Here is a 15,956-nt window from a genome sequence, read left to right on the forward strand (position 1 = left end):
GTCAGCCCAAACTTTCGGCGGATTTGTCAATTAAGCTTTTGATGCAAGCCGCGATGCGGGCTTGCGACTCTGTCTCGCGCAGAAGCTGGCGGTGTTTCGTCTCTACCTGGTGAATGCGTTTGTTCGTCAGGTGTGTATCCAGGACGTCGCCCTTGGTCATCGCCGGATTGCCCGGGGTCAAAAAGACGCGGGTTGGGTGGTCTACGCGCTGAACATGGTAATCGTTGATCGCGAGTCCGTAAGTCAGCGAAACCGCATCAATCCTTTGATCCTCGGTGCAGTTCGGATTGTCCAATTGGGCCTTGGCCTCCGGCACTGCGACTTGCGCTTTCCGACGATGTTTGGCCCGTCGGAACTGATACCTCCACCGTTTGTATGTCCGGTAGTACAGGGGTTGCAATGCTGGCTCCGCGCCGATCATCTTGTAGGGCGGATCGAGAAGAACGATACCAGCGACGTTTTCGGGACCCAATTGCTTGGCAATCGCCAAAACCAGCGCACAACCGGCAGAAAACCCGCACAACAGGATGGGTCGGTCGGGCGCAACATCTCTAAGCGTCGCTATCGCTTCATCCGCCAGATCTTCCAGCGACTTGTCGAAAGGCACGGGCATTCCCGGTAGGCGATGCCCCGGCATATGCACGACAGTGTGATCGGGGCCAAGATGTTCCGCAACATGGTTGAAAAAGGGCATCAGACAGTGAACCAGCGCAACAGGCGTTTCCTGCCCTCTTTCGTTAGCTGTGCGAAAAACTTTCCAGCGGGTCTGATCCACGTCACCTTGCTGCAAGGCTCTGAGGTGGTCGGCCAGCCCGCCGACCGTGGGAAAGCTGAACAGGTCCATCGGTTCGAAACGAAGTCCACCCTCGCGCGCGCGGGCGCTTGTTTTGAGAGTCATCAGGCTGTCGCCGCCCATTTCAAAAAAGTTGTCATCCCGGCTGGTGCAAGTCACTTTCAGCACATCGGCAAACAATGCTGCGATGCGGGTCTCTAGATCATCCCGCAGCGGTACGTTGTCCTTTGATGTCATGCGCTCGGCCAACAGCGTGGCCAAGGCGCGTTCATCCAACTTACCGTTTGGCAGGTTCGGAAATTCCGCGACTGCTTCGACAGATTTAGGATGAAACGGCGCGGGCAAAGTAGCCTCGATTTCGGATCTGACGCGTTCACAGAGCGCGTCGCCATCGCGACACTCCAAGGCCAGCGTGATGGCGCGCATTCCATCTGTTTCGGTTATCAGGGCCGCGACGCGAGTGTTTTCTGCGACCGACCTTGCAACTGTTTCAAGCTCGGACAATTCGATCCGGTGTCCGCGGATTTTGACTTGTTTGTCCTTCCGCCCGAGAAAGGTGATACAGCCCGCGGCATCAGCAACGCCCAGATCACCTGTGCGGTAGGCCGGAAGGGCGTCAGGACCCATCGAAAAGAACCGCTCGGCCGTCTGCCTGGGGTCGTTAAGATACCCTTGCGCGACCGTTTTACCTGCGACCACGATTTCACCGACGTCGCCCGGCTCGGCCTGACAATCGTCGGGATCAACAATTCCGACCCATGTGCCTGGGATGGGGGAACCGATTGGTACATGTGAACCGTCAAAGCCAGTTGCGTCGAACGAGGTGCACCAAACAGTTGCCTCTGTCGGACCGTATTCGTTGATCAACCTGCAGAGCGGCAGTGCGGCTTGGCACTGAGCGATCAATTCCGTCGGCACAGCTTCGCCAGCAGCAATCAACATGCGCAGGCTTTGCAAGTCTTGCTTTGGCACGGTAAGCAATAGGGCTTGGGCCAGACTGGGCAAACAGAGCGTGTGCGTGATTTGGTGCTGCCGGATCAGTTTGCCCAGTTGCAATGGCTCTTGCTCGGCCCTGCGGGCAGCAATGACCAAATGGCCGCCAGAGCACAGTGTCCAGTAAATGCCGGCAACCGAACTGTCGAACGCGAGCGACGACAGCAGAAGGTAAGCCTCGGGCGGCGCACCATGCACAATGTCACGGGCCGCAGTGGACACTGCCAAGCCGGTCTGCGTGATCTCGACGCCTTTTGGGCGGTTTTGCGAACCAGAGGTGAACATCACGTAGGCACGTTCGCCGGTGGTCGCGGATGCCGGATCAATGGCAACCTGTAAGTTGTCCACCAGAACCGCTTGAGCAGCGGTTTCGGACACATCCATTTCACAGTCGGATTGCGTCACAAAAAGCCTGGGCGAAACCACATCGAATATCTGCGCAATACGTTGCGCGGGATAGGTCAGATCAAGCGGCACGTAAGCGGCGCCACACATCATGACGCCTAAGAAAGCCGCAACCGAGTCGGCACCCCGCGGCAGTGCGACCGGGATGATATCTGACGGGCCGACGCCTTTCGCCCGCAACGCATGCGCAATCTGCCGTGCGCGATACGACAGGTCAGAGTAGGTGAGTGTTCCATTTTCATCGGACAGCGCGGGCGCGTTCGGGTTTGTTCCTGCCTGTTGCAGAAACCGCTGAACGACGGTTTCGTTGTCCGGTGCGGGCGCGGTGGTCGCGAAAGACTGCGCGCTTTGAAACAGGTCCTTGATACGAATTTCTGGATTGCCGGACAATTTGATCAGAACTTGTTTGTAGGAGTCCAGGCAGGTCTCGACCTTTTCGCCGCTGATTTTGGCAGGGTCGAAATAGATTTCCGCCTTAAAGGACCCTTGCGGAGTTACCAGCAACGCCAACGGGTAGTTGCTGAACTGGGACGTTCTGAGATCGGACAAGCGGATGTTGCCAAATTCCAGTGAAACGTTTGCAACGCCTTCGTTGACGAACAGCGCGTCGAACAAAGGTGTTCCAGCCGGGAATGGTGCACAGGCCTGAACCTCGGGCAAAGACGCAAACTCGTGCCTTCGCCGCGCGTTCTCGGATCGCGCGTGGGTGTGCAGCAGCGCGTCGACCGGTTGTTCAGGATCGATTGTCAGACGAACCGGCAGCGTGTTGACGAATGCGCCGACCGCGTCCCCAATCCCGGCGATGTCTGCCGGACGGCCGGCGGTCACGGTGCCAAAAACCACATCATCCTGCCCAAGCATGCGACGCAACACCAATGCCCACGCGGCTGACAGCACCGTGTTCGTTGTCATCTTCAGCCGGGCAGCGATTTGTTCAACCCTTTCCAGAAGATCCGCACCCAGCAAATCCGAGCGCGACTGCTGCAGGGTTCCAACCCGGGTGTCGCCGGGTTCCGGTAGCAAACTGGGGGCATCCAGACCGGAGAACTGTTCGGTCCAGAATTCGTGATCGGTCAACGGTGACTGTTTTCGCAACCAGATGAGGTAGCTTTTGAAACTCGGCGGCAACGGGCCCAAAGGCGGCGCGTTGTTGTAGCGATTGAAGACGTCTTTCAATGCGACTTCGGTGGACCAACCGTCGCTGATCAGATGGTGCATCGTCCAAACAAGTCGCCACGAAGTATCAGAGATTTGGATCAAGGCAATCGCCATCAGCGGTGGCGTTTTAAGATCAAACTGGCGCAGTTGTTCCTGCTTTTCCAGGTCGCGCAGCTTGTCCTTTACATTCGGTTCGTCGCGCCAATCCAATTCTGTCCAGGGCAAGTCAGCCCGTTCGCGGACGACCTGCACGGGCTGCTTGGTACCCTCCCAGACAAAACCGGCGCGAAAGGCATCGCGGGCTTCGATGACAGATTGTATCGCAGCCTTCAGGCGTTCGGGTTCAAGTGGGCCGTCCACTGCGCACGAAACGACCGCCACGTAAGCGCCGGGTGTTCCCCTACGCTGGACAGCGTGAAACAGCATGCCTTTCTGCGCCGATGTCAGCGGAAGAATGTCGGCAACGCCCTTCGGATGTCCCATGTCAGTCCAAAGCCCTTGCGATCGCGGAAAGGTCGTCATCGTCGAGATCAATCAACGCGGGCTCCTCGTCTGACACCTCTTTGGACGGAATTACCCCGTCGGCATGGTTTGCCAGACTTCGGATCGTGCGATGTTCAAAGAGCGAAATGGGTTGCAGCGCAAGCCCGCGCTCGTTGGCCTTCATTGCAATTTGAATTGCGGTGAGGCTGTCGATGCCCAGATCGAAGAAATCATGCGTCACGCCTACGCGGGGGGTTTTTAGTACAGTGCCCACGATCTCAGCCAGCCGGAGTTCCATAGGGGTTTCAGGGGCAGCAAATTCGATGAGTTCCGTGGATCGCTTCCTGCCTGATGGCAGCTGGCTTGTATCGACCTTGCCGTTTCCCGTCAGCGGCATCTGATCCAGAATGACAACGCTGTCTGGCAGCATTTCCCGTGGCAAATGGGCCCGCAATTCGGTCCAGATGTCACTCTCCTTAAGGTTTCGACCCGCAATGTAAGCCGTCAGCAAAGCGGGGCGGTCAATTGGCTCGTCAAAACCGATTTCATCCAGAATCTGGTTCACTTTGCCGACATCAATATCGTCGTTCAGTTCATCCAGAGCTTGCGAGCGCGTTTTGTGCCCCATGCGAACATCCCAGGCATAGGGAACAGCATAGTTATGAAACCCTTCGCGGGTTTTGTGCAGGTGAATGCCAGTGTCATTGATCAGGCAGTTGGTCGACCTGCCCGTATCCGAGGGTCGGACCCAAGCGGTTTGGGTGTCCAGAAAGCTGTAGATCTCGGACACGGGAACGTCGATATAGCGGTAGATATCCAGCACCTCGATCCGGTCCAGAAACGCCCCATCTCTCAGGTCATGTGTCTCCAGTAAATGAGACAGCGCATCGTTTTCGGCGTGATAGGCCCGGCGGGCCTGCGAAACCATGGCGTCCAATTGGGCGCAGGTCGGTGCGGCATCTCGGAACAGTTCGGGCGTCAGGCGGGTCTCGAAGAACTGCCCACGGGACAAGCCGGTGACGACCAGTGGTGCGCCTTCGGTCAAAGCCGTCCGGAAGGCGAGCGTATAAAGCGCCTTGAAGCAACCTTGACAGACATTCGAATGGGTCTTGAGGCTGTCGACAAAGATCTGGTTCATTTTGTCGGTCTGCAAATACCGATGCGGCCAGCCCAGATCTTGCGTAACCCTTTGTATGTTCGCTTTTGCCTCGTCCGAGATATACCCATTGTCCAGCGTAACGGCGAGAACACGCGCAGTGTGACCTGCCAGTCGGTAGGCTGCATAGGTGCTGTCCTTGCCGCCGCTCAGCAGCATAACGGCATCGAACTCGCCAGTTCGGGCCGTTGCCGCACGTGCAATGACGGTTTCCAATTCAGGTTCCGGTCTAAAATACGCCTGCGCGCGGTCTTTGTAGCCGTCAAATTCGGCACAGATGGCGCAAAGATCATCTTCGACAAATCGAATGGAGGGCACGCTGTCAGACAATCCGCATTTTCGGCATTCTTTAGTTGCCTGCCGCTTTTGATCAGGCGTGTTGAAACCGACATATGCAGCATCAGCGCCGGAAAGCTCTCTGGCAATTTGTTCGATTTCAGCAACCTCAAGCCGGACGCCGCCACGCTTGACTTGCTGATCCGCGCGGCCCAGATAATCAACGCTGCCATCGTGATTTATGCGGCCCAGATCGCCGGTTTTGTAGATGCGTCCTTGTACCTTCGCAGGATCGCTCAGGAACGGCCCGTCTTCGGCATCGGGTGCGTTTATGTATCCTTGGGCCAAACGCCCGCCAATGACGATTTCGCCGGTGACGCCCAAAGGGCAAAAGTTCAATGAACTATCGCGGATGCTGATCGACATCTCAGATGCGGGCTTGCCAACCTGGACAGATGCCCCCGCGTCATCGTGTCGGTCAAACACATGATGCATGGCCCCGACAACGCTTTCGGTCGGTCCATATTCGTTGATGATCGTCAGGTTCGGGGACAGGACATCCTGAGCCGTTCGGCACAGCTGGCTCGTCAGATTTTCGCCCCCCAAAACCAGTGTTTCGATCTGCTTGACGGGATGGCCCTGTTTGCATGCCAGCGCCAGATGCGAAGGCGTCAGTTTGACGACGTCGACGTTGTCATCTGCAAAGACATCGAGAACAGCCAGATCAGGATCTGACCGTTCGGGGTAGACGGTGACAGACCCGCCAGTGATCAAGGGAACAAAAAGGGAGGTCAGCGTGAGGTCGAAGGAAACCGACGAAAAGAATGGGTAACGCGCGGGCTTTCTGCTGAATGTTTCTGCCGCCCATTGGATGTAGCGTGCGAAATCGCGATGGGCGACGGCGACGCCTTTGGGCGTGCCGGTCGAGCCCGAAGTAAAGAGCACGTAAGCCGTGTCAAACCCCGTGACGGTTGGCAAAGCGACAAGATCGCTTGTGAGTTCTGCAATATTGAAGCTAGGACAGGAATACGCCTTGTCGTCGTTCGCTCCAACAAGGATTGCGGCGGCGTTGCAGCCTTGGACAATACGCTGGGCGCGCGCGAAGGGTGTTTGGGCTGATATCGGGACAAAGCTCGCCCCCGCCTTCATGATCGCCAGAGCGGCCAAAACGAAGTCGTAAGACCGTGGGAGATGGATCGCGACCCGTGCGCCCACTGAAATCCCTTGCCGAATAAGGCCAGCAGCAATCTGATTGCTAAGCGCATCGACAGTGGCAAAGCTGAGCGGCTGACCAGTTCCGCTCAGCGCGACCGCGTCTGGCGTTTTTTCGGCCTGCTTCGAGAACGCGTCCAAAACGGTCGCGGATTGCACATCAGGTTCTTTCGGGCCGATCAGCAAGGCGCGATCACTTGAATCGGCGGTCATTTCCACCGAAGCGACCAGAGTTTCAGGAGCCAACAGAACCGCGTTCAATATGGCGTTGAAATGCGCGGCGATCCGGTCGCCGGGGACTTTTTCAAGGATCTCGTTGTGCACATCCAACGATAAATCTGGTAGCCCCTCGCCGACAAAATCCGCTACATGCAAGCGAATGGCATGGGCCGCGTCATGGGCACCGCTGTGCAACCATTGGACAGATGCCGGGTGTCCGGCAAAGTCGCCAAACCGGGCTTGAATATAATTGCAAACCGCACTGATCCCACCATCATCCTGGCCAGCGATGGCACCGGCGCGGGCCTGCCGAAGGAATGTTCCCAGACTGTTTTTTATCTTACCATGCAATTCCAGCAGGCTGTCTGCCGGGTTCACCTCAACTTGAAACGGCAAGACTTCGACGAACAGGCCAAGTGTTCTGCGATCAGTTTCCGACAGACGGTTGTGCGAGGGCAGGCCAAGCGTGATCTGTTCGTCGCCCGTGACCCGATGCAAATAGGCGGAATAGGCCGCCAGGTAGATTGCCATCTTTGACAGGTCGGGTGTGAAAAGGCGTAAGGCTGGGTCGGTTATGGCAGCTTCAAAAGCCTTTTGGGTGGGATCAGGAAACGGCACCTGAATGCGTGTGGAGCGCGGCCCCCGATTTGAGGTGATGCCATAAGGCGGCGTTGCAAGAAGGCTTGGTGTAGTTTTGCGCGGTTCAACATCGGTCGCCTGAAAGGGCGCACTTTCGAAGTAATTTGGCGTTGGTGGCGCGTCGGTGTGGCTGCCTTCCGAAAACGACTGATAGCGTTGTGAGACCCGCTCAAAGAGAACGGCCCCAGATTGTGCATCGCAAACAATATGGTGCTGACACAAAATCCAGACCCAATGGGACTCGGCCAATTTCACCAAATGGTTTCGCATCGTACCGGTGCGCAAGTCGAAAGGAGCCTGCACCCAATCCGGCAACAGCTGTGCCAACGCCGCCTCGGGGGCGACTTCGTTACTGAGATCGACAGCCTGCACTGCAACAGAGCTGTCCGCTGCCCGTTGCATAGGACCGTTGTCAGTATCGACAAACACCGCACGTAGCACTTCATTTTCTTGCGCAGTCGCGTGCAATGCCTTTTGAAAAATATCGGGATCAACCGCGAATTGCAGGTCAAAGCGCCACGCCATGTTGTATAATGGCTCGGTTGGGTGCAGTTGGTGCCCCCTCCAAAAGCGGCTTTGGCTTGCGGTCAACGGATACATTCGACCACCTAACCCGACGTCGCGCGCTTGGAACCGGCATATTCGGTCATCGCCGCGATCGAGCTGAAGTTCTCGAGTGTGACATCCTCGAACGGGATCTCGATGCCGAAGGTCTGCTCGATAAAGGCCACCAAGGACATCACGCCAAGCGAGTCAATCATGCCGCTCAGCAACAGCTCGTCGGTATCCGACACTGACTGCCCACCAAGAAACGTGGACTCAACGTAGGTTCTGAGCACGCCTGCAGGCGCTTCAGGCAGCGTGTCTGGCATGAGCTCGTCCTAGCAATGTGACCCTGTCGATTTTCCCGGTCGAGGTGCGCGGCATTTGTTCCAGCCACTCGATGCTTTCCGGTATGGCGTACCAAGGCAAAATGGCCGCGATGTTAGTTTTTATTTCTGCGACATCGGGCTGCGTACCGCCTGATACAAAAGCGTGGATTTGGTTATTAGAAACCACGACTGCGGCTTCAGTCACAGCGGTCGCGACGGTCAGCGCCAGTTCAACCTCATCCAGTTCGATGCGAAACCCGCGAAGTTTGATCTGGCGATCTTCTCGCCCGACCAACAGCAGCTGCCCATCCGGCGCGCGGCGCACGATGTCGCCGGTGCGATAGAACCTCTTTGACGACCCATTTGCATCCGGCAAAACACAAAATCGCTGATCTGTTTGGGCCGGGTCCTGCCAATACTCACGCATGACCTGGTCCGAAGAGATGAGCAGTTCGCCGCTTTCCGGCTCTGGCAGAGTTTCACCGATCCGCGCGGTGACCCCGGTGTCGGCATATCCAATGGGGATCGGGCTGACCCCGTCCAGATCATCATAGGTCATTCTGGCCGTGGTGCAGTGGTTCGTCTCGGTCGGGCCATAGGCATTCAGGAACTGCGCATTGGGCGCGTGTGCCGCAAAAGACTTGAGTGGTGCAGGCGGCATCTTCTCCCCGGCGAACATAACAACCCTCAGGGCCGACAGGTCCCGACTGGCCAAAGCGCCACGTTCTGCCATTTGGATCAGAGCGAACGGAACCGAATACCAGACCGAAATGCGTTCTTCCTCAGCCAATTGCGACAGGCTTGCGGGCAATTTGGTGTGCATTTCCGGAATGATGACCACGCAGGCCCCTGCCAATGCCGTGCTGAAAATGTCGAAGATCGACATATCGAAGTGCACGGGTGTGTGGTTGCTGACGCGGTCCGTTGCGCGCAAACCGCACAGGTTCGCCGCCATTCTGGCATAGGCCAACCCACTTTTGTGCGTGTGCACGATCCCCTTTGGCGCCCCGGTGGTGCCCGATGTCATGAGGATGTACGCGGGGTCCTCGGGGTCGCGCTGCTCCGCGCGTGATTGGATCGCAGAGCTCGCGCCGCTCGCATCTGGTAATTCCGCAAAGTCAAAAACCCGCATCGCAGGCGCTAAGTCTGCATAGATTTTCGCGCGCGCGGTATCCGCCAACACGCAATTGGGGGCGACAGCCTTGATCTGTGCCAGCATGCGTTCGGAAGGGGCTGCTGGGTCGATCGGGACGTAAACGGCACCGACCCGCAGGATCGCATACAAAGCTGCAACGACGTGCGGTGATTTGGCGGCAGACAGGATCACCCTGTCGCCGCGCTGAACATCCTGAGACAGTAGATGCGCGGCGATCCGGTTCACATGGCGTTCCAGCGCGTTATAACTGGTCGCGCCACCAACCATGCTGATGGCATCGGCCTGTGGCGTTGCATCGGCGAAATGCGCAAGTGGATCATCCAGGAAGACCGCGTTCAGCATCAGTTGATCACCCCTGCTGCCGCGATTCCTATCCCCGGGAAGGCGCCGACGGTCCGTTCAACAAACCAAAACAGCGCCACAGCGATCAGCGCAATTGATCCGTATTGAAGGAATATGACGCGATACGCTGTCAGTCTGCGCAGGGCGAAGAAGATCGGGAAAAGCACCAAAACGATGGCAAGCTGGCCAACTTCGACCCCGATATTGAATGTCGCCAGTCCCAGCGCCTTGCGTGCCGGATCCAGGCCCAGAGGCTCGAGAACGTTGGCGAACCCAAAGCCGTGGAATATGCCGAACAGGAAGACGACCTTCCACGAGCTTGCATGAAACCGCGGGATCAGGTTGCCGAGGGCGACGACCGCTATCGAAATCGCGATGACCGCCTCGACCAGGGTGATCGGCAATGTGATGACTTCGAAGGTCGCAAGACACAGCGTGATCGTATGCGCGATCGTAAACACCGTCACGATTTTGACGGTTGCAAGCAGGCTGTCCCGGATGCTTTCAGACGGGACCCAGTGCGCATTTTCGATCCGCATGACGGCGCCCAGCAACAGGGTCAGCAGAAACAGAACGTGGTCGAACCCCAGCCAGATGTGCCAGATCCCATGCTCAAAGAACGTACGCGCGATGTCCTTGGTCGGTTCATCGTTCAGGTACAGGCTTTTGAAACCATCGCCGGTCCTGAAAATCAACGAGATGTAACCCTCGTTCTCGTCCATCCCGTTGCGCGTATTGCTTCCGATCAAAGCAAAGCCACGATGCGTGGGATCTATGTCCGAAAACAGCCCGTCATAGGACATGTCGATGGTGGTTGGTGTCTGCTCAACGCCGATCACATTGAAATGAAACTGGGCGAACCTGCCGACCTTGGTGCCAAAAAAGGTCAGATCATCGAACTCGATCTGATAGGGTTGGCCTTGGTGCGACAGCTGCAAGCGGTCTTGAAAATATGTATGGAACTTGTCTGCGGCGGCGCGCACTTGATCATCGGTCATCAAGGCGTCGACCTCGGCCGAGTTCTGCTCGATCTTGGTCAAGTCGCTCAGCGTTACCTCAATGCGCCCGCTTAGCGTTTCGCGGGTAACATCAAAATAGACATAGCTTTGGTTATAGCTGTGGGCCTGCGCCACTGATGAAAAGACCACGAAGAGCCATAAAAGAACGCATGACCTCAGGGCCAAGAGGTGGTCGGGAATCAACGTGCGCGCAATTGCGGAAAGGCTCGGCGACATGTGTTTCACGAACTCTTCCTTTCGCCGTTTTTGACCAGCGGCAATTGTCCAATTTCCATCTTTGCAATGATTTGCCGCTGGATGTCTGATGTCCCAGAGTAGATGACGCCGCCCATCGCGTCGTTCAGATCCAGGCTTGCTTCTGATCCCTGCAAATACCCGCGACCGCCAAATGTCCGCATCGCGTCCATGCTTGAGCTGAGAAAAGCCTCGGAGATATGAAGATTGACCATTGCTGCGAATTGCGTCAGCGGTTGATTGGTGTCGTACAGTTCGGCTGCATGGTTCAGCATCAACCTGCAGGTTTCCAGACGCACACGCATGTCCGCCAGGCGATTGGAAACAGATTGATACTCTGCGATGTTATGGCCGAAGGACTGGCGGTTGACAGTGAACGCGGCGCATTCTTCAAGCTGGCGGGTCATGGCCCCGACCTGAGATGTCAGGATAAAACAGCGCTCCCAGTTCAGTACTGTCTGAATGATCGCTGATCCGACCCCTTCAGGGCCAATCCGACGCGCGGCAGGCACAAAGCAGTCTTTCAACAAAAGCTGACCCATCGGCACCGACGTCAACCCGATCTTGGGCTGCGTCTCAACCTTTTGGAAACCAGCATCGTCGGCATTCACCAGAAATGCTGAAAGTCCCCATCGGCCTTTGTCCGGCGCTGTATTTGCGAATACAACGGCAAGATCGCAAACCGGTGCCATGCCGATGAACGATTTCAATCCATTCAAGACGTACCCTTCGTCCGTCTCTATGGCCGTTGTGCTGACCGAAAGGGCGTCGGACCCGGATGACGGTTCGGTCAAAGCAAACGCGCCAATTGTCTCGCCCGCAAGCATACCCGGCAGATAGGCGTCCTTTTGTTCAGGACTTCCAAATCGAATGAGCAGATGTTGGATTGTCCAGATGTGCGCGTTGATACCCAAGGCGAGCCCATTGTCGTTGCAGCCGTGCCCGAATGCCGACATGTGCCGCACAAACTCGCGCGCTGTTACGGCGGCGCCGCCGAACTCCTGCGGGGTGATCATGCCCAACAGACCAAAATCCGCCACAGCTTTCCACACGGTGCCGAAGTTTTCCGAAGTCACTTTCGGAAGCGAGGCCGCGAAGTCCTTGATCGCGTCAATATTGGCGGCGCTGATGGATGAACCCGAAACTGTCACTGGCGTTGGTCAAAAAGTTGGTATTGAGAAGGATACGCCAGACGTCGTCCCTTGGATCAAAATTTTCACTTTCTCACTGCAGACCGCGCGGGCCAGACGCCTGCGTCGACGCCGGAACCGCTCATGCTGTGGTGAGACGATTCAGGTACTGTTCAATGCCCGTTTCCGTCGCTTTCGTCTGGCATCGGGCCTGCATGGCCTGACAGTTTCTGATTACCGCTGGATCGTTCAACAGGTACTGGAGCTTCGCTTCGATGTGTTGAGCTGAATCTGTCTTTCGACAGGCTTGGCCAAGCCCGTGAAAAATCACGCGGGCTGCTCCGCCTTTCTGGTCATTGACATGAGGAACGATCAGCATTGGCGTCGCAGCTTCGACAGCTTCAGTCAAGCCACCGGTTCCGCCATGCATGATGGCAAGATCGGCATGGTGTAACACTTTGGTTTGAGGCGCCCAGTCAACCATTCCGACATTGCTCGGAAGTGTATCTTCTTGAACCTTGTCCCAGTTTTTTCCAGCCGCGAACAGGAACTCCCACTCAGGGTGGTGACGGGCGACGTCCAACAGATTGGTGATAAACTGGCTGTCCGGTCCCATCATCGACCCGAAACCGACGAAAACACGCTTGCGGTTTGGTTCCCGGATGCAAAACCGGGCAACACGGGCTGCATCGTGATCCCTTTGCGGGCGGTCCCCGAGGATCATGGACCCCAAATAGGTCATGTCCGGGTAAGGACGGGTCGGCAAGTCCAGCGCTTGCGGTAAAAACAAAACCGTTGGAATCCGATAGGTCCATGGCATTTGCCAGCACACCCTGCGCTTTAGATTGTCGAGGGGTACGTCATAGCGCCGGGCCAGTTCGGCCAACGCAGTGGGGTGATCTGCCCCAAAATCCTTACGCCGATTGCGCCGGATGCGCATCGTTTTGCGCACCAGATAAAGTGCCCAGGTCAGAAGAACCGCAACCCGGCTGCCACGTAATCCCTGACCCGGGTAAGCCCGCATATGGAGCGGTGGCGCCCGCAAACCCGGCGGTGAAAGGAACATATTGCTGTACTGGACAACCGGGATGCCCAAAGAAAGCGATACGACTATATGGGCGTGCAACTCGCAATCGACGAAAATCGCATCAGGCTCAAAGTCCAAAAGCTGTGCGCCAAGGTCATCCACGCCCAGCTTGGAGATGGCAGAATTTAGCCGGGCCTGGCGCGCCTCGGCCGTTTTTTCGGACTGTTTCGCCGGAGGCAGCAGGGGCGTTTGGGTGTGGATTTTGGGTTTTGGAATGACTTGATGCGCCAAACCTGAGTAGGACAGCAACTCGGTTGCCGCAGATGGCGCAAAGAACTTAATCTCATATCCAAAACGTCGCGAACGCGTAGCAAACTCTACGGCACTGCTTAGCGGGCTGTAGATGCCGCTAGCGATGATCGCTAAACGTTTTGCCATGGCTCACTCGTCCGGTCATGATCGCCGCAGGTATACCGTTCCGGGCCCCCGTCAAGAAACAGAACGCCGTTCCTCAAAGCTCTGCTCTGTGCGAAATCAATGATTGGTGAGTGGTGGGAACCCCTAGCTTTGATCCAATCCCAAGGTGCCGCTTAGGTCAGATTTGTTCGACTTTCACAGAATCGGATGGGTAGAACGCCATGTATTCCTTGATCTCGGTAACAGCGGGGATGGGGTCTTCATAGCTCCAGACCGCGTTTTCGGTAACGGAGGATTTGTTGACGATCGAAAAATGCGCGGCATCCCCCTTGTGAGGGCAATGGGTGACTTTTTCAGTGCGGTCCAAAAATGCCATCGCGATGTCAGCCCGAGGAAAATAAATCACAGGAGCCCGGTCGCCTTCCAGCAGTTCCAAAGCGTTTGTTGTTTCACCCAGAATCGCCCCGCCAGACCGAACGCTCCATTTCCCCGGCGCTTTGCGGATTGTGATGTGATCAGCCATTTTTGCTCCTTACCTCGTCTTGTCAGGGCCACTCCTCTGCCCAATTTATGTAACAGCCCGGTGTCAGACTGGCGCAGTTGCGGCATCCAACCACAGTTGCGCGTCGGGGCCCAGCCTTGGACGGATTTTTTCCGCAACGTCGCGATGATAGGCGTTTAACCAGTTGCGTTCCTCGGGCGTCAACATGTCCACCAGGATCAGCCGTCGATCAATCGGAACATAGGTCAGGGTGCGCCAACACAGCATCGCGCGATCGTCGTCCCCACCCGGGAGCAAGGGCGCGTTTTCAACGACCACCAGGTTTTCCAGGCGAATGCCAAACGCGCCTTCGCGGTAATATCCCGGCTCGTTGGACAGGATCATGCCCGGCTCAAGCGGGACGTGGCTGACACGGGATAGCCGCTGGGGGCCTTCGTGCACGCTGAGGTAGGTGCCAACGCCGTGGCCGACGCCGTGGTTGAAATCCTGACCTGCCATCCACAGAGGCAGCCGCGCGACGCATTCGATGTCGCGCCCCGCCATTCCAACCGGCCAGCGCAGCATCGACATCGCGATCATGCCCTTTAGGACGCGGGTGAAACAGGTTTTCTCTTCTTCATCGACGTCGCCGATTGGCACGGTGCGGGTGATATCGGTTGTACCGTCCAGATACTGGCCGCCGCTGTCGAGAACCAACAGGTGACCGGGTTCGAGACTGCGATCTGTTTCCTCGGTCACGCGATAGTGCATGATCGCACCATGAGACCCGGTTCCGGCTATGGTGTCGAACGAGATATCTTGCAGGGCGTTGTTGCGGCTACGGCACTTTTCAAGCTGGGTGACGACCTGAGTTTCGGTCACGCTGCCGGGCGTCTGCGCGTCAAGCCAGCACAGCAGTTCGACAACCGCGGCAGCGTCCCGCAAATGAGCCTGCGCGGTTCCTTCGATCTCGGCTTCGTTTTTGCAGGCTTTGGGCAGGGCGCAAGGATCGCCGCCTTCGACCATTCGTTCGCCCAACGCGTCCGCAACGATTTGCGGCACCGTGCCGGGATCAACTTGAACCGGGCCCTCCAACTTTTCGACCGCGTCAAGAAAGGTCTCGGTCGGCAACAGATTGACGTTCGGCCCAAGCGGTTGGCTCAGGTCCCGCAGCTTTTCTGCCGCCATGAACAGATCGACGGTTCCGTTGGCATGGAGAACGGCGAACCCGTGCGCGACCGGGTTGTAAGCGATGTCCGACCCTCGAATGTTCAAAAGCCACATAATCGAGTCGGGCAGCGTTATTACGGCGGCCATTTGCCCGGCCTTCTTCAGCGCCGCGGAAAGTCTGGCGATTTTGCTATCGGCGCTTTCGCCTGCAAATTCAATTGGATGGGTCTTTACAGGGTTGGCTGGCGGGTCGGGTTGGTCCTGCCAAATTCGGTCGATCAGGTTGGGACAGCGCACCAATTGAATCCCGCTGCCGTGCAACTCTTTTTCAGCGGCCGAGATCTGTCCAACGGAATGCAGCCACGGATCAAAGCCGACCTTGCCGCCATTTGGCAGTTGGGTTTTTAACCAGGCGCTCAGGCTGATGTCGGGCCACGGCACCGGGGTATAGTCCTGCGCCACCTGCGCCTTGACCTGCGTTCTGTATCGCCCGTCGATAAAGACACCCGCGACATTGGTCAGCGCGACGCAAAACCCGGCGGACCCGGTGAAACCTGTGAGCCACGCCAACCTTTCGTCTCTTGGGGCCACGTACTCTCCCTGATGGGCGTCGGCGCGCGGGATCAAAAACCCGTCCAGTCCTTCGCGCGCCAGTTCCTGTCGCAATGCTGCAAGCCGCGGGGGCCCCTGTTCCGGGCGGGCGGTGACTTCGAAAGACTGGAACATCTCGGCCTCATTCATGTCTTGGTGCGCTGCAAATTGCGACCTGTGCTG

General features: G+C 57.1%; 9 protein-coding genes. All 9 read right to left on the minus strand.

Annotated features, from left to right (window positions below; translation table 11 throughout):
* Position 1: 1 nt before the first annotated feature.
* The 9 genes from RA28_RS20670 to RA28_RS20710 all read right to left on the minus strand — a co-directional run bounded on the left by RA28_RS20670 (position 2) and on the right by RA28_RS20710 (position 15,908).
* A complete protein-coding gene (locus RA28_RS20670; RefSeq protein ID WP_039532901.1) occupies positions 2 to 3,832 on the minus strand; it encodes a non-ribosomal peptide synthetase in 3,831 nt (1,276 codons plus the stop codon).
* 1 nt (position 3,833) lies between these two features.
* Positions 3,834 to 7,934, minus strand: a complete 4,101-nt coding sequence (locus RA28_RS20675) for a non-ribosomal peptide synthetase (protein WP_082029877.1) — start codon at positions 7,932 to 7,934, stop codon at positions 3,834 to 3,836.
* 8 nt (positions 7,935 to 7,942) lie between these two features.
* A complete protein-coding gene (locus RA28_RS20680; RefSeq protein WP_039532904.1) occupies positions 7,943 to 8,206 on the minus strand; it encodes an acyl carrier protein in 264 nt (87 codons plus the stop codon).
* Positions 8,187 to 9,704, minus strand: coding sequence for an amino acid adenylation domain-containing protein (locus RA28_RS20685; RefSeq protein WP_039532905.1), 1,518 nt, complete (start codon positions 9,702 to 9,704; stop codon positions 8,187 to 8,189). Before RA28_RS20685 ends, RA28_RS20680 begins: the two co-directional genes overlap by 20 nt.
* Positions 9,704 to 10,852: a HupE/UreJ family protein gene (locus RA28_RS22315; RefSeq protein WP_193747443.1), complete on the minus strand. Its 1,149-nt coding sequence runs from the start codon at positions 10,850 to 10,852 to the stop codon at positions 9,704 to 9,706. Before RA28_RS22315 ends, RA28_RS20685 begins: the two co-directional genes overlap by 1 nt.
* Positions 10,853 to 10,944: 92 nt before the next feature.
* On the minus strand, positions 10,945 to 12,108 hold the full coding sequence (locus RA28_RS20695; protein ID WP_052261537.1) for an acyl-CoA dehydrogenase family protein: 1,164 nt from the start codon (positions 12,106 to 12,108) through the stop codon (positions 10,945 to 10,947).
* Positions 12,109 to 12,229: 121 nt separating this feature from the next.
* Positions 12,230 to 13,552, minus strand: a complete 1,323-nt coding sequence (locus tag RA28_RS20700; RefSeq protein WP_039532907.1) for a nucleotide disphospho-sugar-binding domain-containing protein — start codon at positions 13,550 to 13,552, stop codon at positions 12,230 to 12,232.
* A gap of 157 nt (positions 13,553 to 13,709) precedes the next feature.
* Positions 13,710 to 14,054: a DUF427 domain-containing protein gene (locus RA28_RS20705; protein ID WP_039532909.1), complete on the minus strand. Its 345-nt coding sequence runs from the start codon at positions 14,052 to 14,054 to the stop codon at positions 13,710 to 13,712.
* 63 nt (positions 14,055 to 14,117) lie between these two features.
* Positions 14,118 to 15,908: an aminopeptidase P family protein gene (locus RA28_RS20710; RefSeq protein WP_039532991.1), complete on the minus strand. Its 1,791-nt coding sequence runs from the start codon at positions 15,906 to 15,908 to the stop codon at positions 14,118 to 14,120.
* Positions 15,909 to 15,956: the final 48 nt, after the last annotated feature.

The sequence above is a fragment of the Ruegeria sp. ANG-S4 genome, from assembly GCF_000814005.1.
Taxonomy (GTDB): Bacteria; Pseudomonadota; Alphaproteobacteria; order Rhodobacterales; family Rhodobacteraceae; genus Ruegeria.

What these genes read in the sequence shown, in the direction of transcription:
- RA28_RS20670 (WP_039532901.1), bottom strand. Translation starts at nt 3,832, where the DNA reads ATGGGACATCCGAAGGGCGTTGCCGACATTCTTCCGCTGACATCGGCG.
- RA28_RS20700 (WP_039532907.1), bottom strand. Translation starts at nt 13,552, where the DNA reads ATGGCAAAACGTTTAGCGATCATCGCTAGCGGCATCTACAGCCCGCTA.
- RA28_RS20685 (WP_039532905.1), bottom strand. Translation starts at nt 9,704, where the DNA reads ATGCTGAACGCGGTCTTCCTGGATGATCCACTTGCGCATTTCGCCGAT.
- RA28_RS20710 (WP_039532991.1), bottom strand. Translation starts at nt 15,908, where the DNA reads ATGTTCCAGTCTTTCGAAGTCACCGCCCGCCCGGAACAGGGGCCCCCG.
- RA28_RS20680 (WP_039532904.1), bottom strand. Translation starts at nt 8,206, where the DNA reads ATGCCAGACACGCTGCCTGAAGCGCCTGCAGGCGTGCTCAGAACCTAC.
- RA28_RS20675 (WP_082029877.1), bottom strand. Translation starts at nt 7,934, where the DNA reads ATGTATCCGTTGACCGCAAGCCAAAGCCGCTTTTGGAGGGGGCACCAA.
- RA28_RS20705 (WP_039532909.1), bottom strand. Translation starts at nt 14,054, where the DNA reads ATGGCTGATCACATCACAATCCGCAAAGCGCCGGGGAAATGGAGCGTT.